The sequence below is a fragment of the Mesorhizobium sp. ArgA1 genome (genome assembly GCF_053714375.1).
Genome location: NZ_JBSKBQ010000006.1, coordinates 78,006 through 97,876, shown reverse-complemented (window position 1 = coordinate 97,876; position 19,871 = coordinate 78,006). Strand labels below are relative to the sequence as shown.

13 protein-coding genes are annotated in these 19,871 nt (G+C 63.7%); 6 read left to right on the top strand and 7 right to left on the bottom strand.

Annotation, left to right across the window (positions count from 1 at the left end):
- Positions 1 to 3 precede the first annotated feature (3 nt).
- From ACWGTI_RS16220 to ACWGTI_RS16210, 3 genes are read right to left on the bottom strand one after another with little or no spacing between them, the layout of a single operon-like run.
- Positions 4 to 738, bottom strand: a complete 735-nt coding sequence (locus ACWGTI_RS16220) for a 4Fe-4S dicluster domain-containing protein (protein WP_454588040.1) — start codon at positions 736 to 738, stop codon at positions 4 to 6.
- Positions 735 to 3,665, bottom strand: coding sequence for a molybdopterin oxidoreductase family protein (locus tag ACWGTI_RS16215; RefSeq protein ID WP_454588039.1), 2,931 nt, complete (start codon positions 3,663 to 3,665; stop codon positions 735 to 737). The genes ACWGTI_RS16220 and ACWGTI_RS16215 overlap by 4 nt, the downstream gene beginning before the upstream one ends.
- Positions 3,662 to 3,994: a hypothetical protein gene (locus ACWGTI_RS16210; protein ID WP_454588180.1), complete on the bottom strand. Its 333-nt coding sequence runs from the start codon at positions 3,992 to 3,994 to the stop codon at positions 3,662 to 3,664. The genes ACWGTI_RS16215 and ACWGTI_RS16210 overlap by 4 nt, the downstream gene beginning before the upstream one ends.
- Between ACWGTI_RS16210 and ACWGTI_RS16205 the strand changes: the two genes are divergently transcribed.
- On the top strand, positions 3,944 to 4,837 hold the full coding sequence (locus tag ACWGTI_RS16205; RefSeq protein WP_454588038.1) for a LysR substrate-binding domain-containing protein: 894 nt from the start codon (positions 3,944 to 3,946) through the stop codon (positions 4,835 to 4,837). The genes ACWGTI_RS16210 and ACWGTI_RS16205 overlap by 51 nt on opposite strands.
- A gap of 4 nt (positions 4,838 to 4,841) precedes the next feature.
- Here the strand turns inward: ACWGTI_RS16205 and ACWGTI_RS16200 are convergent, their stop codons facing one another.
- The 4 genes from ACWGTI_RS16200 to ACWGTI_RS16185 form a co-directional block, all read right to left on the bottom strand.
- The gene (locus ACWGTI_RS16200; RefSeq protein WP_454588037.1) at positions 4,842 to 6,098 is read right to left on the bottom strand and encodes an Hsp70 family protein; all 1,257 of its coding nucleotides are present in this window, start codon (positions 6,096 to 6,098) and stop codon (positions 4,842 to 4,844) included.
- A gap of 187 nt (positions 6,099 to 6,285) precedes the next feature.
- Positions 6,286 to 7,077 (bottom strand): TIGR02186 family protein, encoded by a 792-nt coding sequence (locus ACWGTI_RS16195; RefSeq protein WP_454588036.1) that lies wholly within the window; start codon positions 7,075 to 7,077, stop codon positions 6,286 to 6,288.
- Positions 7,077 to 8,000, bottom strand: coding sequence for a sulfite exporter TauE/SafE family protein (locus ACWGTI_RS16190; protein ID WP_454588035.1), 924 nt, complete (start codon positions 7,998 to 8,000; stop codon positions 7,077 to 7,079). The genes ACWGTI_RS16195 and ACWGTI_RS16190 overlap by 1 nt, the downstream gene beginning before the upstream one ends.
- A gap of 193 nt (positions 8,001 to 8,193) precedes the next feature.
- The gene (locus tag ACWGTI_RS16185) at positions 8,194 to 12,138 is read right to left on the bottom strand and encodes a peptidoglycan-binding protein (protein WP_454588034.1); all 3,945 of its coding nucleotides are present in this window, start codon (positions 12,136 to 12,138) and stop codon (positions 8,194 to 8,196) included.
- A 482-nt stretch (positions 12,139 to 12,620) separates the two neighbouring features.
- On the opposite strand from ACWGTI_RS16185, the gene ACWGTI_RS16180 reads away from it, so the two are divergent.
- From ACWGTI_RS16180 to ACWGTI_RS16160, 5 genes are all read left to right on the top strand, one after another.
- Positions 12,621 to 13,079 (top strand): MerR family transcriptional regulator, encoded by a 459-nt coding sequence (locus tag ACWGTI_RS16180; RefSeq protein ID WP_454576542.1) that lies wholly within the window; start codon positions 12,621 to 12,623, stop codon positions 13,077 to 13,079.
- Between the two features lie 288 nt (positions 13,080 to 13,367).
- Positions 13,368 to 15,158 (top strand): acyl-CoA dehydrogenase, encoded by a 1,791-nt coding sequence (locus ACWGTI_RS16175; protein ID WP_454588033.1) that lies wholly within the window; start codon positions 13,368 to 13,370, stop codon positions 15,156 to 15,158.
- Positions 15,159 to 15,209: 51 nt separating this feature from the next.
- Complete coding sequence (locus tag ACWGTI_RS16170) at positions 15,210 to 16,382, top strand: acyl-CoA dehydrogenase family protein (protein WP_454588032.1); 1,173 nt, start codon at positions 15,210 to 15,212, stop codon at positions 16,380 to 16,382.
- 33 nt (positions 16,383 to 16,415) lie between these two features.
- Positions 16,416 to 17,624, top strand: a complete 1,209-nt coding sequence (locus ACWGTI_RS16165; RefSeq protein WP_454576539.1) for an acetyl-CoA C-acetyltransferase — start codon at positions 16,416 to 16,418, stop codon at positions 17,622 to 17,624.
- 23 nt (positions 17,625 to 17,647) lie between these two features.
- Positions 17,648 to 19,867 (top strand): 3-hydroxyacyl-CoA dehydrogenase NAD-binding domain-containing protein, encoded by a 2,220-nt coding sequence (locus tag ACWGTI_RS16160; RefSeq protein WP_454588031.1) that lies wholly within the window; start codon positions 17,648 to 17,650, stop codon positions 19,865 to 19,867.
- The last annotated feature ends 4 nt before the right edge of the window (positions 19,868 to 19,871 follow it).

Below are 19,871 nucleotides of genomic sequence, written 5' to 3'. Positions count from 1 at the left end.
TGGTCAGTTCGAAAGCATGCGGTCGACCCAGCCGAGGAAGCCGCCTTCGGCCTTGACCGGCTCGAGCCTTGGCGCCGGCACTGAAGCTGCATGCTCGGTGTGGGCGCGTGGCGGCAGATATTTGTTGGTCGGCCTGTAGCCCATCTCCGGCATCAGGTCGACGCCACCGCGCCTGGCGACCAGTTGCGACACCGCCGAGGCGGGATCGCCGAGATCGCCGAAATGCCGAGCGCTGGTCGGGCAGGCGGCAACGCAGGCCGGCACGCGGTCCTCTTCCGCCAGATTGTCGTTGTAGATGCGGTCGACGCAGAGCGTGCATTTCTTCATCACGCCGACGTCGGTATCGAATTCGCGCGCGCCATAAGGGCAGGCCCAGCTACACAATTTGCAGCCAATGCATTTGCTTTCGTCGATCAGCACGACGCCGTCCGATGCCCGCTTGTAGGACGCGCCGGTCGGACAGACGGTGACGCAGGCCGGCGTCTCACAATGCAGGCAGGAGCGCGGGAAGTTGACTGTGCGCCCGCCCGCCTCGGTCGTGTGTTCGTAGCTGTGCACGCGGTTGAACCAGACGCCGTCGACATCGCCGCCATAGGGGTCGATGTCGGTCAGCGGCGCCATGTGGCCGCCAGTGTTCCACTCCTTGCAGGCGGTGACGCAGGCCTGGCAGCCGACGCAGGTGTCGAGGTCGATGACCAGACCCAGCTTCTTGTCGGTATGGGCGGGAAGGCAGGTCATTCGGCCGGCTCCCTTGCTGCGCGGAATTCCGCGCCGAAGCGAAGAATGTCGGGCGAGGGCTGGAAGCGCGGCGGCTGACTGAAGCGCTCGAATTGCGGCTCGGTGAAGCCGGCTTCTTCCGCAGCGCATTTGACGATGCGCACGCGTAAATCGAACCATGCCGCCTGTCCGGTGACCGGATCCGAATTCGAATAGCGTTTGCCGTTGGCGTCAGCCGAGGTCTGGTCGCCGATGATGTGGTTGAGCAGGAAGCCGCGATTGCTCTCGGCGGCGTCGTCCTTCAGCCCCCAGCTGCCGCGTCTCTTGCCGATGGCGTTCCAGGTCCACACCGTATCCGCATTGACGCCGTCGACCAGCTTGATCTGCCCCTTCACACGGCCATTGATGCTTTCGATCCACACCCAGTCGTCGTCAATCAGCTCAAGCTTTGCCGCGGTCTGACGATGCACGAATAGCCGGTTCTGGCTGGTGATCTGCCGCAGCCACGCATTCTGCGAGCCCCAGGAATGATACATGTGCATCGGCCGCTGCGTGAGCGCATGCAGCGGATATTTTTCGAGATCGACGGCGGCCTCTTCGAAGGGCGTAAACCAGAACGGCAGTGGGTCCATATAGGTCTCGATGCGGTGACGCTCGCCGTCGGGCGGCTGGACGCGACCATGGCCGCGCGCGGCGAGGCGAAAGCGCTGCATCGGTTCGGAGTAGAGCTGGAAGACGATGGGCTCGGCCTTGGGGATGAACCCCATCTGCTTCGCGAAGTCGAGATAGGAGCGGTTGGCCATCTTGTAGTAGCGCTGGTCGGCGGCAAAATCCTGATGCCAGAAGCCGCCATTGTCGATGTAGCGCTGTAGCTGATCGGGGTTGGCTTCACCCTTGCCGACGCAAGTGCCGTCCTTGCCGCGCCAGCCGGCGAGCGGGCCTATGCCCGGCGTGCGCTCGTGATTGACGATGTAATCGGCATAGTCGCGGTATTTCGCCGAGCCATCGTCGTTGACGAAGCAGGGCAGACCGAGCCGCGCGCCAAGCTCGATCAGCACCGACTGGAACGGCCTGACGTCGCGATCCGGCTCGACCACTGGATGGCGGATGGCGTCGCCCGGTCCGTCGGCATGGCTGATCGGCCGGTCGAGCAGGCTGATGCAGTCGTGACGTTCGAGATAGGTGGTGTCGGGCAGCACCAGATCGGCGAACGGCACCGTCTCCGAATAATAGGCGTCCGAATAGATGATGAAGGGGATCTTGTAGTTGCCCGCCTCGTCATGGTCGGTCAGCATCGCAATGGTCTCGACGGTGTTCATCGAGGAATTCCACGCCATGTTCGACATGTACATCATCAGGGTGTCGATGGGGTACGGGTCGCCGGCCCAGGCATTGCGGATCACCGTATGCATCAGCCCGTGGGCGGCGAGCGGCGCGTCCCAGGAATAGGCCTTGTCGATGCGCAAGGGCGTGCCGGCCTCATCGACCAGCAGATCATCCGGCCCGCATACGAAACCGAGCGGCATGCCATCGAGAGGCGTCATCGGCTTTGCGGTTTTGCCGCAAGGCTTCGGTCCCGGCGTTGCCGAGCGTGGGTAGGGCGGCTTGAAACGGAAGCCGCCGGGAACATCCACCGTGCCGAGCAACACCTGCAGCAGGTGGATAGCGCGGCAGGAGTGAAAACCGTTGGAGTGGGCCGAAATGCCGCGCATGGCGTGCATCGACACCGGCCGCCCCTTGATCGTCTCGTGCCGTCTGCCGGCCCAGTCGGTCCACGCCACTGGCAGTTCGATCGTCTGTTCGAAAGCAGCATGGGCGAGTTCGGCGGCGATGCGGCGAATGGTGTCGGCCGGAACGCTGCATTGTGCCGCGACCGCATCGGGTGCGTAGCTGTCGTCCATGTAGCGGTCGGCAACAAGCTGGAACACCGGCACGCAACGCCGGCCGGCGACAGTGTAGCTGCCGGTCAGCGCCGGTTTCGCATCGGCATCCTCCGCCTTGGCGGGGTTTTTTGCCACTCTGTCCCAGGCGAGAAGATTGTTGTCGCTGTCACGCAGGAAAAGCCCGTCATCGGCCGCGCCCGGCTCCTGGATGACCAGCACATGCGCGTTGGTGTAGCGCAGCAAATAATCGAGATCGACGCGGCCCGCCTTGAGCAGTTCGTGGATCAGGGCGAACACGAACAGGCCGTCGGTGCCCGGTCTGATGCCGATCCAGTCGTCGGCGATGGCATTGTAGCCGGTGCGGCACGGGTTGATCGACACCACCTTGGCGCCGCGAGCCTTGAGCTTGCCGAGCCCGATCTTGATCGGGTTGGAATCATGGTCCTCGGCGACGCCGAACAGCATGAAGTATTTGGTGTTGTCCCAGTCGGGTTCGCCGAATTCCCAGAACGAGCCGCCGATCGTGTAGAGTCCACCAACCGCCATGTTGACCGAGCAGAAGCCGCCATGGGCGGCGAAGTTCGGCGTGCCGAACTGGCTCGCCCACCAGCCGGTCAGCGACTGCGACTGGTCGCGCCCGGTGAAGAAGGCGAGTTTCTTCGGATCGGTCTGGCGTATCTTGGAAAGCCGCTCGGTCGCGATCGCAAACGCCTCCTCCCATTCGATCTCGCGGAACTCGCCGGAGCCGCGCGGGCCGCTGCGCAACAGCGGCTTCTTCAGCCGCGCCGGGCTGTAATGCTGCATGATACCGGAACTGCCCTTGCCGCAGATCACGCCGCGATTGACCGGATGGTCCTTGTTGCCGTTGATGTAGCGCACCTTGCCGTCCTTGATGTGGACGTCGATGCCGCAGCGGCAGGCGCACATATAGCAGGTGGTCTTGGCGATACTGTCGGAAACGGTGGGCGAAGTGTCGACGCCGTCGCCTTCATCCGGCGCGCGGGTGTTGGCCAACGGCTGTTGCGACGGTGCGGAATTGGCCCCGCGCGGCGCTGTGTGGTTCATAGGCCAGGAGTGCTTTTGCGGTCCGCGAATTTGGCCCGCGTTTTCGGTCCGGGGCCGCGCATATAATGCTCTTCAGGGTGATAGCGGTCGCCGGCCAGCCGCCGCTTGAGGCCACGGGTCCAATGCGCAAGCAGGGATCTGAACCGCCCGATCATTTTGTTGGCTGCGATCTGTTGGCGAATTTTTTCTAACTTCGCTTGAAAAAGTAGAATAAAGCTATCGATCTGTCTAATCAGTTGTTCTTGTAAATTCGATCGAAATTGGTTCTTAATGACCGCATGACCCTCGACCAGTTGCGCATTTTCGTCGCTGTCGCCGAACGCGGCCACATGACCAAGGCAGCCGAGCTTCTGGGCATTTCCCAGTCGGCTGCCTCGGCCGCCATCCGCGCGCTTGAAGAGCAGCATGGCGTTCATCTGTTCAACCGGGTCGGCCGCAACATCGAGCTGGCCCAGACCGGCCATCGCTTCCTGCCGGAGGCCAAGGCCGTGCTCGAGCGCGCCGCCGCCGCCCGCAATGTGCTGGAGCATGTCTCGCAGACGGTCGCCGGCAGCCTGTCGATCGCCGCCAGCCTGACCATTGCCAGCTACTGGCTGCCGCGCCGTCTCGCGTCCTTTCACGAGGCCTACCCGGCGGTGCGATTGAGCGTCACCATCGGCAACACCAGGCAGGTCGAGGCCAATGTGCTGGACGGTACTGCCGATCTCGGTCTGGTCGAGGGGCGCACCGAATCCGATATCCTTCGCCGCACCAAGGTCGACGTCGACAGATTGATGCTGGTTGTCGCCGCCTCGCATCCCGAGATCACCGAAATCGCGCCGGGCCGCCCTGATATCAGGGGCTTGCGCTGGATAATCCGCGAGGGCGGTTCGGGCACGCGCGAGGTTCTGGAAGATCTGGCGCGCCGCGAGGGGATTTCACTTGCCGACCTGCAGATATTCCTGGTGCTGCCGAGCAACGAGGCGGTTCGCCAGGCGGTCGAGGCGGGCGCCGGCGCCACCATTATTTCCGACCTCGTTATCGGACGCGCCGTGGCCGAAGGCAGTCTCCGGTCGGTACCGCTCGAGCTGCCGAAGCGCGACTTCGCCATGATCACCCATCGCGACCGCCAGGCCAGCCTGGCGCAGATGGCGCTCAAGGCGCATCTCGGCGCCTCCACAGATCACGGTTGAGGGATTAGCTGAACTTGCGCCGGGCATCCAGCGCCAGGCCAAGGCCGACCGAGCCGAACATATCGCCCTCGATGACAGCCGCCTGCGGCACCAGCGACAGGATTTCGCGTCTTGCCAGCGGGATGGCGGTCGAACCGCCGGTGAGGAACACGGCGGTGATCTCAGAGGCCGTCACGCCGGCATCGGCAATCGTGCGCCGCACGGTCGCGGACACCCGCTCGATGTCGGCGGCAATCGTCTCCTCCAGACCGCCCCGGCTGATCTCGGCTGCAAAGCGTGCATCGGGTAGCGCCACCGTCACATCGGCCGAAGCCTGATCCGTCAGCGCGATCTTGGCTCGTTCGACCAGCCCGGCCAGCGCATGGCCGTAGCGGTGCTCGACAATGTGGATGAAGCGCTCGACCAGATCGGCGCGCTTGGCCTCGAAGCGGATTTGCCTCAGGTCCGTCATCGCCTTGGCGGTGTAGACGAGATTGATGCGCTGCCACGTCGCCAGGTCGATGAAATAGCTTGCCGGCAGATTGCGTTTGCCGTCCTTGGTCGGCGTCAGATAGCCGAGCTTGGGCATGACATGGGCAATGCTGAGCAGCCGGTCGAAATCAGTGCCGCCGATGTGGATGCCGCGATTGGCAAGGATGTCGTCCTTGCGGTCGCTTGAGCGGGCGCGCTGCGGCGACACCCGCACGATCGAGAAGTCGGACGTGCCGCCGCCCATGTCGACGATCAGCGCCAGCTCCTCGCGCTTCACGGTCTGCTCATAGTCGAGCGCCGCGGCGATCGGCTCGAACTGGAAGGCGATGTGCTTGAAGCCTTGCGCGCGCGCAGCCTTTTCAAGCTCGCCCTGCGCCTTCGCATCGGCTTCCGCATCGTCGTCAACGAACTGCACCGGACGGCCGAGCACGACGCTCTCCACCGGAGCGCCGGCATCTTCGTCAAGCCGCTTCTTCAAATGACCGACGAACATGCCGACAATGTCGATGAAGCCGATCTGACGCGCCTTGATGCGCGTCTTCTCATGCGCCAGCGAACTGCCGAGCACGCTCTTCAGCGACCGCATCAGCCGGCCTTCTATGGCGTCGGTGTAGTCGGCAATCGCGCGGCGGCCGAAATAGGTGTGGCCGTCCTCGAAGTTGAAGAAAACAGCACTCGGCAATGTCGGCTGTTCCCCTTCCAGCGCCACCAGCCGTGCCTGGCCGTTGCGGATCACGCCCACCGTGGAATTGGACGTGCCGAAATCGATGCCGCCAAATGCCTGATGCATTGCAGCCTCCTGTCATTGGGTCGCGGTGGCCAGCGCCGAAGAGCACTGTCATCCGGATGTCCGAACCGCTTGCCGAATTGATTGTACGTATTTGCCCGAGGGTTGGGAGGCGGCGATCTATCCCATAAACGGGGAAAGGGGAACCCTGTTTTTCCGGGAAATGGGCTTTCCGTTTCCCCCGGGAGCGTCAGTCCTTGCGGAAGATCAGCCTGCCAAGCCAGCCGGTGATCATGGCCAGCGACACGGCGAAGACGCCGTAGAGAAAGGAATAATCGTGCGCGACGCGAAAGATCGACTGTTCGAAACCCGATTTGCGGATTTCGAGCTGGGCCGAGCTTTCCTTGAGGAACAAGCCGCTCTTGAACAGGAACGCGCGGGCTTTATGCGTTCCAACTGGGACATTCGGCGCCAGCCGCACGGTGGCGCGGAACAGGTTCTGCGATAGGAACTGCACGCCGCCGACATTCTCGCTGTAGAGGCCGGTCGCCGCCTTGCGCTCGCGCAGCGCTACGGTGAATTCGTCGATCGTCGCCGGGCTGTCGGTGGCGTCGGCCGGCTTCATGTAAAGGCTGGAGGCTCCGAGCGAAAGCTGCTTGTAGCTGTTGGGTTCGGTGATGTCCTGCAGTGGCCGCGTCGTGGCGACGGAATAGGACACCGGCACATTCTCGAAGGTCTCGGATTCCAGATTGACCCAGACGCCGAGCACCCGGTCCTTGCGACGCACCACCACCGGCCGCGGCGGCCCTTCGAGCACGACGATGACGTCATAGCGCCCCTGCCGCGCGACCAGCGGGTCGGGGTTTTCCAGCGACCCGAAAATGGTCAGGTCGGCGCCGGAAAAGCCGGCGGTGATCGACACGGCGTCCGTGGAAAGACCGATCTGGATGCCTTCCGGCAGCGGGTTCGGCGACTGTGCTGTCGCCGGCAGGGCGAGGGCGAACAGCAAAGCGGCGGTCGCGAACGTGCTCCACCGCCGCATCAGTTCAGGCCTGCGGCGGTCAGCGAATAGAGGTCAGGCGGCGTGACGAAGAGATCGATGGCCAGCCGGATGGCAACCGCCAGCACCAGCAGCGCCAGCAGCGCCCTCAGCTGTTCGCCGCGCAGCTTCTGGCCTGCCTTGGCGCCATATTGCGCACCGGCGACGCCGCCCGCCATCAACAGGAAGGCAAGCATGACGTCGACCGTCTGGTTGGTGGTGGCGTGCACCAGCGTCGTGTAGGCCGAGGTGAAAATGATCTGGAACAGCGAGGTGCCGATGACGACATTGGTCGGCACTTTCAGGAGATAGATCAGGGCCGGCACCATGATGAAGCCGCCGCCGACGCCCATGATCGACGACAGGAAGCCAATGCCGGCGCCGAGCCCAAGCACCGGAATGACGCTGACGAACAGCTTCGAAGCCCTGAACCGCATCTTCAGCGGCAGCCGGTGGATCCAGTTGTGCTGGCCGGATTTCTTCAACACCGGGGCGGCACCGCTGCGCGTGGCGCGTAGCGCATTGACGCTTTCGACCAGCATCAGCCCGCCCACGGTGCCGAGCAGCACGACGTAAAGCAGCGAGATGAACAAATCGAGCTGGCCGAGCCGGCGCAGCAAGGCAAAGACGAAGACGCCGCCGGTCGAGCCGACAATGCCGCCGGCCAGCAGCACCCCGCCGAGCTTGAAGTCGAGCGTGCCGCGCTTCATGTGCGACAGCGCGCCGGAGAAGGAGGAGGCGATGACCTGGTTGGCGCCGGTGGCAACCGCGATCGCCGGCGGGATGTTGTAGAAGATCAGGAGCGGCGTGATCAGGAAGCCGCCACCGACCCCGAACATACCCGACAGGAAACCCACCGCCGCGCCCATCGCCAGCAGGACGAAGACGTTGACGGAGATTTCCGCGATCGGGAGATAGATGCCCACCCGTCAGTCTCGATCAGTTTGCCTGTCGGCGATTGCAGCCATTCGCGGGCATTGTCGCACCGAAAAGCCAATTTTTTCTTGCGCCGCCAAGGCGGCCGGGTCAAACCCCGCCGCCCTGCCGAAACAAAAAACATCTCAATCAGTTAACAGGCAAATGTGTGGCAAGGGCGTCGTGTTAGCGACGCATCTGCCGTTATTTGTGCGCCAGCAGCGCCTTCACCAGCTTTTCGTCGATTTCGCCGGTCGCCTGCATCTTGTTGTCGGTTTGGAAAGCCATGATCGCGGTCTTGGTCTTGCCGCCCATCACGCCATCGGCGCCGCCGGCGTCGTAGCCGTTCTTGTTGAGGATGAGCTGGATGTTCTTGACGGCCTTCTTCATGTCGATGCTGGCGGTCGTCTGCGGCGTGCCTTCCTGCCAGGATTCAGGGATGTCGGCCGAGTTGGACGCCGGGTCGAGCGGCTTCGGCTTCCACAGTTCAGTGGCGGCGCGCGCCCGCTCGAGCTGTTCGGGCCTCAGCGCACTGGCGACCTCGTCACGCTTGGCCGCGGCATCCTTGTCGCCGGTCTTGGCGACAAGCGCGAACCATTTGTAGGATTCTTCCAGGCTCTGCTTCATGCCGACGCCCTTGGCCGCCAGGATGCCGAGATTGAACTGGCTGTCCTTGACGCCGACATCGGCCGCGGCCTGGAACCAGTGCGCGGCCGATTCATTGTCGGTCACGCCGTCCGCGGCCATGGCGAAGAGCACGGCCAGATTGTGCATGGCGCTGGCGTTACCTTGCGCGGCGGCAAGCTGGTAGAAAGTCTTCGCCTTCTTGATGTCGCGCGTGACGCCGATGCCCTTCTCGTAGAAATTGCCGATGCGGTATTCGGCCGGTGCGAAGCCCAGTTCGGCCGATTTTTCGTACCATTTGGCGGCCGCCGTCATGTCTTCTTTCACGCCGCGCGATTCGGCATAGCGCGAGCCGAGCTCGAACAGCGCCTTGGCGTCGCCGCCGGCGGCCGCGTCGCGCAAAGCCTGTGGGCCGGCATCGGTCGGAATGTCGATCTTGGCGACGACAGGGGTTGCCGCGGTGTCAGCGGGTGGAACGGCGCCGGTCGTATCCGATGCCGAGGGCGCCGTGACAGCAGCCGCAGGCTGCGCGTCAGCCGCCGCCGGTTCCGCAGTGGCGGTCGTCGGCAGCATTGCGTCTGGCGTCGGGGCCGGATCGGCCAAAGCCATCGGCGCGGACGCGGGTTCGAAGGGCGGTACTTCGGGAGCGGTGACCGAGGCTGCATCCATCGGTGCATCGTTGCCAGCTGTCGGCTGCGAGGGCTCCGCCTGCCTGACGATGCGAGCCGGCGTGTCCTGCACGGCTGGCTGCGCGTCTGCCTTGGGTTGGCTGGCAGCATTGACCGAGGCAATCTCGACCGGCTGCGATGCGACAATCGGCGCTGTATCGTTGCTTGCGACCTCGACCGGGTCGGCGAAGAAGGCCTTGCCCAACTGCAGGCCGGCAAGCGCCAGCATGATCGCGATCGCTCCCATCAGGATCGGCTTGCGACGCGCCTTGAGCAGGTCGCCGATCCGCAGCGCTTTCACCGGGCCCTTCATGGTGGACTGGCGTTTCAGCGCGTCGGCCTCGGCGGCAGCGGCCTGCGCCGCGCGCCGGGCGGCGGCGATGAAGTCGGATTTCGATGCATCGCCGGTGCTTTGCCGCACCGGCGGCCCGCGCTCATCGCGCACGCGCTTCATGATGGCGTTGAGGTCGGGTGCGCCTGAGCCTGGCTCCAGCGGCCGGTTGGCGAGCTTCGGGTCGAGCGGCTCGTCGAGATCGACGCTCGGCATGTCGACATTGGGCGCAGAGCCAGCAAGCGGCGGCAAGTCGGCCGGCTTCTTGCCCCTGAAGGCGCGCGCCAGTCCGCCGAACAGCGACTTCTTGGCCGTGCCTTCGCCCTTCTCGGTAATCGCATCGGAACCGAGCGCCGCCTGGGCAGCGGCCGCGGCAGCCTCGGCCGGCGAGCGCCGCACCGGCTCGCTGCGCATGTCTGGTTCGGCGCGCATATCGGGCTCGTTGCGCATGATGGCGGCGGCGCGGCCGTCGAGGTCGGCCATGTCTCCGGTCAGCGGCAGCGGCTGGTCGATGTCCATCGACGGCGCATCCTGCACCGCGATCTTGGAGGCGCGGGCCGCACGGGCCCGCCGTGCCGGTTCCGCCGGCGTATCCAGGAGTTCGCTCACCGCCTCGACCGGTTCGCTGGTCTCCAGCGAACCCAGGCGGTCGACGATCTTGAGCAGCGTGTCGTGAATGGCCTCGAATGTCCGCGAATTGCGCTCGTCCGAACGGCGCGTCAGCGCTTCCAGCGTCTTCAGATCCTGGGCGAGGCCGGTGACGGCCGCGGTGTTGGCATTGGAATCGGCCAGCGAGCGCACCGCGCTCTCGGCCGCTTCGCGTGCCGCGCCCATGATGGACTCGCGGGTTCCGGCCAGCGATTTCTCGATTTCGTTGAGTCGCGGGCTGATGTCCTCGAATTCCGGCAGCGGCGTGCCGGGCTTCGACAGATGCGCCGACAGGCCGGAGACCTGAGCCTCGAGGCTGCGGATCAGTGCCGGATCGATGCCGGCGACCTGCGCGGCCGACGAGTCCAGCCGGCTTGAAATGTCTTCGAGCCGGCTTTCCAGGCCGCGGATCGCCGCCTCGTTGGCAGGATCGGGAACACGCGTCTCCATGCGTTTGGCAAGCGCGGTGAAGCGGGCGTCGATGGCGTCCATGATTTCGGTGTTGTCGGCTTGCGGCTGACGCTGGTCCAGCCGGTCGGCGACCTCGTCCAGCCGCCGCTCGAGGTCGCGAAACAGCATGTTGCCCTGGTCGATGGCGTCGCCCTGCCGGCGTTCCATCATGCCCGACAGCACGTCGAAGCGCTGTTCCAGACCCTGGAAGATATAGTCGGCGTCGGGCATGGCCGGGGCGCGGTCGATCTTGTCGGCAATCATCGCGATCTGCTTGCCGAGGCGCTCCATCGCCTGTTCCGGCAGATTGGCGCGGCCGGCGAGGTCGTCGACCCGGTTCGACAGCATGCTGAGACGGTCGAGAACCTCGCCGCTCGGACGAACCTGCATGACTTCCTCGATCTGCTGCGCCAGCGAGGCGATCCGCTTCTCGATGCGCTCGAACGGCTCGGGGTCGAAGGAATTGGCCTGGGCGGCGACGGTCGAGGCGACGATGGCGCGCGTAATCTCGTCAAGCCGTTCGTCGATCAGGCCGAGCGTGTCGCCGCCGCGGTTGTTCTGCTGGCTGACGAAGTGATCGACGGCGCCGGCAAGCGTGCGGACCTTTTCCTCCATCGAGCGCAGCGACAGCGATTCCGGCAGATTGTTGACGGCATTGCTGATCTGCTCGAGCCGGTCGGTCAGAGCCGAAAATCCGGGACCGTCCGCGCGGTTGCGCTGATCGGCGTCGACGCGGTCCTCGAACGCGCTCCAGCGGCGGTCGAAATCGTCCCAGCGGCGATCGACCTTCAGCACGCTTTCCTCGCGCGCCAGCGTGTCGAGCGCGGTCTTCACCTGCTCGAGTTCGAGCCGCAGCATGTTGACGCTTCTGTCGTCGCTCTTTTCGGCCAGCGTCTGGATGGCGCCGGACAGCCGCTCGAATTCGAGGCCGAGTTCCGCGCTGCCCTTGCCGGGCAAGCCGCCTGACTGGTTGCCCGCCTGGAATGCCCGCTCGATATCCTTGCGCAGGGCGGCAAATTCGCGCTGCAGGCCGGCAGTCATCTGATGGCGTAGTTCTTCGCGCAAGCCGCGCAATTCGCCGGCGATCTTGCCGACCACGGCGACGCTGTCTTCCTGGCCGCGCACACGGTCTATGTCGCGCGCGATCGCCTGATAGTTCTGGTCGAATCCGGCCTGCGCCGAGCTCTTCGGCCGTGGCGCGGGTTGCGGATCCTCATACCAGCGCGGCGGGGCGTAGGGCTGCGCGCTGGCGTAGCGCGGCTCGACCGGTGGCCGGCGCGGATCGAAGCGCTCTCCCGTGTCCTCGCGCTTGCGCTCCAGCCGCTGTTCCAGCGTTTCCAGCGAGCGGTTCAATTCATCAAGCGTGGTGTTCGGCCTGCGTGGCCTGCCGGCGTTGAGTGTATCGAGATAGGACCGCTTGCTGTTCATCGATGCGCCCGTTTTTCAGAATGGCCGGCTTGCTGCCAGTTTTCCCCAAAGTCCCTGTCGGGAACGAAGGCGGCCGCGCGGCTATGCTGCGGCGGAAGACGAGCTTCCCGGGCCAGGCCCGCGCTCCGAAAAACCGTGAAAAATTCGCTACAGGATAAACACGGATGACCGACATGCGCACATTTCACCCATCGTGGTAAACAAGGCGTTAACCAAGCTTAAGAAGTTACCGCATTGCTGAAATACAGGCAGCGCCCGTTCGGACCTGCACGGGGGGTGCGGCATAAGGTTTCGCAATCCCAGAACGCCCTTGCGTCATGAGGCGGCTATCGATATAGAATTGACGTAAACGTAAGAGGGGCGCTTTTCGTGCCTTTTGCGATGAATTAGTTGAAACCCACGACTGGAAGCATGCCCCCGCTTCCACTCAGGCGTTGCAAGGTCCGAGACCGCGACGCCACTACAGGGGAAAGCCAGTGACCATGAAACTTGTTTCGCCCGGCGAAGCCGCGGCCAACACCAACAATATCTCTGTCGAAGCCGGCGAGGAGCTCGTGCGCATCGGCGAGATGGCCAAGAAATACGGCGTGACCCTGCGCACGCTGCGTTTCTATGAAGACAAGGGCCTGCTCAATCCGAAGCGCGACGGGGCAACGCGCCTCTACACGCGTCGCGACAAGGCGCGGCTGAAGCTGATCCTGCTCGGCCGCAAGGTCGGGTTCTCGCTGCGCGACGTCAAGCAGATGATGGATCTCTACGATCCGACCGGATCCAACACCAAGCAACTGCGGCTGGCTCTCGACAAGTCGGAGAAGCAGCTTGCCCGCCTGCAGAAGCAGCGCGCGCTGATCGACGACGCGATCAACGAGCTGAGCGGCTCGATGTCGGCCGTGCGCCAGATGCTGTCCGAGCGTTCAGCTCCAGCCAGCGCCGCGAGCTGAACTCGCTGCGCCATTTACGGCGCAAGCTTCGATGAACAAGAGCCGTGCGGTCAGCCGCGCGGCTCTTTTCGTTTGCCATCATACTCGCTTGCGCAACCCATGCGCCGCTGGTGTCCGCCACCTCGTGCCGATAGGCTGGCACAAGGAAATTTTGTCGCGGCAATAAAATTGACGTTTACGCAAACGTCAATTTTTGCTATCCCGCTTTCAACATTGGTCTGCATGCTGCCCAGAGCTCATTTTCGGGGCTTTATCCCGCGACCAAGACCCGCATGGTGGAGGAAACACATGCCGATCTACAGGGCTCCCGTCCAGGACACGCTGTTCGTGCTCAATGAGGTGCTGGGCTACCAGCGCTATTCCAATCTTCCAGGATTTGCCGACGCGACGCCCGATGTGGTCGAGGCCATCCTCGCCGAGGGCGCCAAGCTCGCCGAAAACGTCATGCATCCCTTGAACCGTGTCGGTGACATGGAAGGCTGCGTGCGCCACGACGACGGCTCGGTGACGACACCGAAAGGCTTCAAGGAGGCCTACGACCAGTATCGCGAAGGCGGCTGGATGGGACTGGCGGCGCCGGTGGAATTCGGTGGCCAGGGCCTGCCCTATGCGGTGCACACCGCGGTTGCCGAATACATGGTGTCGGCCAACATGGCGCTGATGATGTATCCTGGCCTGACCCAAGGCGCGATCGCGGCGATCATCACCCATGGCACCGACGAGCAGAAAGCGACTTGGCTGCCGAAGCTGGTCGAGGGTTCCTGGACCGGCACCATGAACTTGACCGAGCCGCATTGCGGCACCGATCTCGGTCTGCTGCGCACCAAGGCGGTGCCGAACGGCGATGGCACCTACAAGATTTCCGGCCAGAAGATCTTCATCTCGGCCGGCGAGCACGACATGTCGGACAACATCGTCCACCTCGTGCTGGCGCGCATCGAAGGTGCGCCGGAAGGCGTCAAGGGCATTTCGCTCTTCATCGTGCCGAAGCTCAAGCTCGATGCTTCGGGCAATCCAGCCGACAGGAACACGCTCTCCTGCGGCTCGATCGAGGAGAAGATGGGCATCCACGGAAATTCGACCTGCGTCATGAACTATGACGAGGCCGAGGGCACGCTGCTCGGCGAGGCAAATGGCGGCCTGAAGGCGATGTTCACGATGATGAACGAAGCCCGCCTCGGCGTCGGTCTGCAGGGACTGTCGCTGTCCGAAATCGCCTACCAGAACGCGGTCTCCTATGCCAAGGACCGGCTGCAAGGCCGTTCGCTGTCGGGCGCCAAGGCGCCGGACAAGAAGGCCGACCCGATCATCGTCCATCCCGACATCAGACGCTCGTTGATGACCATGAAGGCCTTCAACGAGGCCGGCCGCGCGCTGGCGCTGTGGACGGCGATCAAGTCCGACATCGCCCACCGCTCCGCCGACGACAAGGACCGCCAGGCCGCCGACGACTACACCGGCCTGCTGACGCCGGTGATCAAGGGCGTGCTCACCGACAAGGGTTTCGACCACGCCGTCATGGCGCAGCAAGTGTTCGGCGGCCACGGCTATATCGAAGAGCATGGCATGAGCCAGTTCGTGCGCGATGCCCGCATCGCCATGATCTATGAAGGCGCCAACGGCATCCAGGCCCTCGATCTCGTCGGCCGCAAGCTCGGCCTCAACGGCGGCCGTGCCATCCAGGCCTTCTTCAAGGATGTCGGCGAGTTCTGCGAGGAGAACCGTGCCGACGAGAGAATGGCGCCGTTCACCAAGGCCCTGAAGAAGGGCCTCAACGACCTGCAGGCGGCCACCATGTGGCTGCTGCAGAACGGCATGGCCAAGCCCGACAATGCCGGCGCCGCCTCTACCGACTACATGCATCTCTTCGGCCTTGTGGCGCTGGGCTATATGTGGGCGCAGATGGCCAAGGCGGCTGTCGGCAAAACCGGCGCCAATGGCACCCAGTCCTTCTACGACAACAAGGTGGTGACGGCGCGCTTCTTCATGGAGCAGATCATGCCCGAGACGTCGGCACATCTCGCCCGCATTTCCAGTGGTGCGGATACGCTAATGGCGCTGCCTGCGGAAGCGTTCTAGGTTTGTCGGGCCGGCATCGCCGGCCCACATTGTCGGAACGCGGAGGAAATCGTGGCGACAAATCCAGCCGAAGTGCTCTCTTTGCCGAAGCCTGCCTGGGCGGCGGAAGAGGTCGGCATGCTTTACGACATGTCGCATCGCTTCATGTTGGAAGAGATCGCGCCGCGCTACGACGAGTTCGAGAAGAACGAAATGGTCGACCGCGAGAGCTGGCGCAAGGCCGGTGCCGCCGGCCTGCTCTGTGCCTCGATGCCGGAGGAATATGGCGGCTCCGGCGGCACGTTCGCGCATGAGAGCGCCATCATCGAGGCGATCGGCCATGTCGGCGTCGACGGGTTCGGCATCGGCCTGCACAATGCCATCGTCGCCCCTTACATCCTTCACTACGGCTCCGAAGAGCAGAAGAAGAAGTGGCTGCCGAAACTGGCGACCGGCGAACTGATCGGCGCCATCGCCATGACCGAGCCGGGTGCCGGCTCCGACCTGCAAGGCGTCAAGACGCGGGCCGAGAAGGACGGCAACCAGTACAAGATCAACGGCTCCAAGACCTTCATAACCAACGGCCAGCTGGCCAATTTCATCATCGTCGTCACCAAGACCGATCCGGCCAAGGGCGCCAAGGGCACCTCGCTCATCGTCATCGAGACCGACGCGGTCGATGGCTTTGAGCGCGGCCGCAACCTCGACAAGATCGGGCTGAAGGCCAACGACACGTCGGAACTGTTCTTCAACGATGTTCGGGTGCCGACCTCCAACCTGCTCGGTCATGAAGAGGGGCAGGGCTTTATCCAGCTGATGCAGCAATTGCCGCAGGAGCGGCTGCAGATCGGCACCGGCGCCATTGCCATGATCGAACGCGCGCTTGCGCTGACCATCGACTACGTCAAGGATCGCAAGGCCTTCGGCAAGGCGATCATCGAGTTCCAGAACACCCAGTTCAAGCTCGCCGAATTGAAGACCGAGGCCACCATAGGCCGCGTCTTCTACAATGACTGCGTCACCCGCCATATCAATGGCGGCCTCGACCCGGTCACCGCCTCGATGGCGAAATACTGGCTCTCGGACCTGCAGGGCAAAGTCGTCGACGAATGCCTTCAATTGCATGGCGGCTATGGCTACATGAATGAATATCCGATCGCCCGCATGTTCCGCGACGCCCGCGTTCAGCGCATCTACGGCGGCACCAACGAGATCATGAAATTGCTGATCGGCCGCTCTCTCTGAGAGCCACGACCGGCAAACCCAAGGAGCAAGAAAATGGCCGAAGCTTATGTCTACGACGCCGTGCGCACGCCGCGCGGCAAGGGCAAGAAGGATGGCTCGCTGCACGAAGTGCCGGCGGTGCGGCTCGCCGCCAGGACGCTCGAGGCGCTGCGCGACCGCAACGGGCTCGACACAGGCAATGTCGACGACATCATCTTCGGCTGCGTCGATCCGGTCGGCGAGGCCGGCTCCGTCATTCCGCGCGCCGCCGCCTTCGAGGCCGGATACGACAACAAGGCGCCTGGCATGCAGATCTCGCGCTTCTGCGCATCGGGTCTCGACGCCATCAACTTCGGCGCCGCCAAGATCGCGCAGGGCGCCGACGAGATCGTCATTGCCGGCGGCGTCGAATCGATGTCGCGCGTCGGCATGGGCGCCTCCGGCGGCGCATGGTTCATGGACCCGTCGGTCGGTCTGCCCGGCTGGTTCGTGCCGCAGGGCATTTCGGCCGACCTGATCGCCACCAAATACGGTTTTTCGCGCGACGACGTCGACGCCTATGCGGTCGAGAGCCAGAAGCGCGCCGGCAAGGCGTGGGCCGACGGACGCTTCAAGAACTCCGTCATCCCGATCAAGGACCAGAACGGCCTGACCATTCTCGATCATGATGAGCACATGCGGCCCACGACCGATATGCAGTCGCTGGCCTCGCTCAACCCGTCCTTCGTCATGCCCGGCGAAATGGGCGGCTTCGACGCCGTTGCCGTGCAGAAGCATCCCGAAGTGGAAGAAGTGAACCACGTCCATCATGCCGGCAATTCGTCCGGCATCGTCGATGGCGCAGCCGCCGTGCTGCTCGGTTCGAAGAAGGCCGGCAAGACCATGGGCCTGAAGCCACGCGCCCGCATCCGCGCCTTCGCCAATATCGGCTCCGAGCCGGTGCTGATGCTGACCGGTCCGGTCGACGTCACCGAAAAGCTGTTGAAGCGCGCCAAGATGAAGCTGTCGGATATCGATCTTTTCGAACTCAACGAAGCCTTCGCCTCGGTGGTGCTGCGCTACATGCAGGCCTTCGACATTCCGCACGACAAGATCAACGTCAATGGCGGCGCCATTGCCATGGGCCATCCGCTCGGCGCCACCGGAGCGATGATCCTGGGCACGGTTCTGGATGAGCTGGAGCGACGCGACCTCAACACCGCCTTGGTGACGCTCTGCATCGGCGCCGGCATGGGCACCGCAACGATCATCGAACGCGTCTGATTTTCGGCCGGAAGGAGAGAGACATGACCTACACAAACTTCACGGTCGACACCGACGCCGACGGCATTGCGCTGGTCACCTGGAACATGCCGGACCGCTCGATGAACGTCTTCACCGAAGAGGTGATGAACGAACTTGACAAGATCATCGATCAGGTGGTGGCCGATGCCGGCATCAAGGGTGCAGTGATCACCTCGGGCAAGGACAGCTTCTCCGGCGGCGCGGATCTCACCATGCTGCAAAAGATGCTGACGGTCTTTGCGAAGGAGAAGACCAAGGATCCGGAGAAAGCGGCAAAGTTGCTGTTCGAAAACGCCGGCCGCATGGGTGCCCTTTGGCGCAAGCTCGAAACCTCGGGCAAGCCTTGGGTTTCGGCGATCAATGGCACTTGCATGGGCGGCGCTTTTGAGCTGTCGCTGGCCTGCCATGGCCGCGTGGCCGCCGACTCCGAAAAGGTCAAGATGGCCCTGCCGGAAGTCAAGGTCGGCATTTTCCCGGGCGCCGGCGGCACCCAGCGCGTGCCGCGCCTGACCGACCAGCAGCAGGCCTTGCAGATGCTGACCACCGGCCAGAACCTGTCGCCGCAGAAAGCCAAGGCGATGGGCCTGATCCACGAAATCGCCGAACCGGCGAAGCTGATCGAGACCGCCAAGGCATTGATCAAGAACGGCCTGAAAGCCGTCCAGCCCTGGGACGAGAAGGGCTATAAATTGCCCGGCGGCCAGATCTATTCGCCCGCCGGCTTCAACCTGTGGCCGCCGGCCATCGCCATCCTGCGCCGCGAGACCTATGGCAATTATCCGGCCGCCGCTGCCATCCTGAAATGCGTCTATGAAGGCCTGTTGGTGCCGTTCGACACCGGCTTGAGGATCGAACAGCGCTATTTCACCGAAATCATGCAGTCGAAGGAAGCGGCGGCGATGATCCGCTCGCTGTTCGTGTCGCTGCAGGAGCTCAACAAGGGCGCCCGCCGTCCGGCCGGCGTGCCGGAAACCAGGTTCAAGAAGATCGGCATTCTCGGCGCCGGTTTCATGGGCGCCGGCATCGCCTTTGTCACCGCCAAGGCAGGTATCCCGGTCGTGCTGCTCGACCGCGACATGGCTTCGGCCGAAAAGGGCAAGGCGCATTCCGACAGCCTGATCTCGGATCAGGTCAAGAAGGGCCGCGCCAAGACCGCGGATAAGGACAAACTCCTGTCGCTGATCACGCCGACGGCAGACTATGCTGACCTCGCCGGCTGCGATCTGGTGGTCGAGGCGGTGTTCGAGGATTCAGCCGTCAAGAAGGCTGCCACCGAACAGGCGGAAGCGGTGCTGAAATCGTCGGCGATATTCGCCTCCAACACCTCGACCATCCCGATCACCGCGCTGGCCAAGAATTCGACGCGGCCGAAGAATTTTGTCGGCATCCACTTCTTCTCGCCGGTCGACAAGATGATGCTGGTCGAGATCATTCTGGGCAAGAAGACCGGCGACAAGGCGCTTGCCACAGCCATCGACTTCGTGCGCGCCATCAAGAAGACGCCGATCGTCGTCAACGACACGCGCGGCTTCTACGTCAACCGCTGCGTGCTGCGTTACATGTCGGAAGCCTACAAGATGCTGATCGAGGGCGTTCCGGCGCCGATGATCGAGAATGCCGCCAAGGCCGCCGGCATGCCGGTCGGTCCGCTGGCGCTGACCGATGAGACGGCGATCGACCTGGCTCAGAAGATCATGAAACAGACCATCAGGGACCTCGGTGACAAGGCCGTCGATCCGAGGCAGATGGCGCTGATCAACACGCTGGTCGATACCCATGGCCGCTTCGGCCGCAAGAACGGCAAGGGCTTCTACGACTATCCGGCGAAGCCCGCCAAGAAGAAGCTGTGGCCGGGCCTGAAAGACCTTTATCCGCAGCTGAAGGCCGAGAAGGTCGACTATAACGAGCTGCAGCAGCGCCTGCTGGTCACCATCGCGCTGGAAGCAGCAAGGGTGATGGAAGAAGGCATTGTCACCGATCCACGTGAGGCCGATGTCGGCTCCATCCTGGCGTTCGGCTTCGCCCCGTTCACCGGTGGCGCGCTGTCCTATATCGACGGCATCGGCGCCAAGGAGTTCGTCAGGATCGCCAAGGGCCTGCAGAAGAAATACGGCGCCGAGTTCAAGGCGCCCAAGCTGCTGCTCGACCTGGCTGAGAAAGGCGAGACCTTCTACCAGCGCTTCGACCCCTATGCGAAGGGTGAGGTGAAGAAGGCCGCTTGATCTA

Coding starts and splice junctions, on each gene's coding strand:
- ACWGTI_RS16220 (WP_454588040.1), bottom strand. CDS start 738: ATGACCTGCCTTCCCGCCCATACCGACAAGAAGCTGGGTCTGGTCATC.
- ACWGTI_RS16215 (WP_454588039.1), bottom strand. CDS start 3,665: ATGAACCACACAGCGCCGCGCGGGGCCAATTCCGCACCGTCGCAACAG.
- ACWGTI_RS16205 (WP_454588038.1), top strand. CDS start 3,944: ATGACCCTCGACCAGTTGCGCATTTTCGTCGCTGTCGCCGAACGCGGC.
- ACWGTI_RS16200 (WP_454588037.1), bottom strand. CDS start 6,098: ATGCATCAGGCATTTGGCGGCATCGATTTCGGCACGTCCAATTCCACG.
- ACWGTI_RS16195 (WP_454588036.1), bottom strand. CDS start 7,077: ATGCGGCGGTGGAGCACGTTCGCGACCGCCGCTTTGCTGTTCGCCCTC.
- ACWGTI_RS16185 (WP_454588034.1), bottom strand. CDS start 12,138: ATGAACAGCAAGCGGTCCTATCTCGATACACTCAACGCCGGCAGGCCA.
- ACWGTI_RS16180 (WP_454576542.1), top strand. CDS start 12,621: ATGAAACTTGTTTCGCCCGGCGAAGCCGCGGCCAACACCAACAATATC.
- ACWGTI_RS16175 (WP_454588033.1), top strand. CDS start 13,368: ATGCCGATCTACAGGGCTCCCGTCCAGGACACGCTGTTCGTGCTCAAT.
- ACWGTI_RS16165 (WP_454576539.1), top strand. CDS start 16,416: ATGGCCGAAGCTTATGTCTACGACGCCGTGCGCACGCCGCGCGGCAAG.
- ACWGTI_RS16160 (WP_454588031.1), top strand. CDS start 17,648: ATGACCTACACAAACTTCACGGTCGACACCGACGCCGACGGCATTGCG.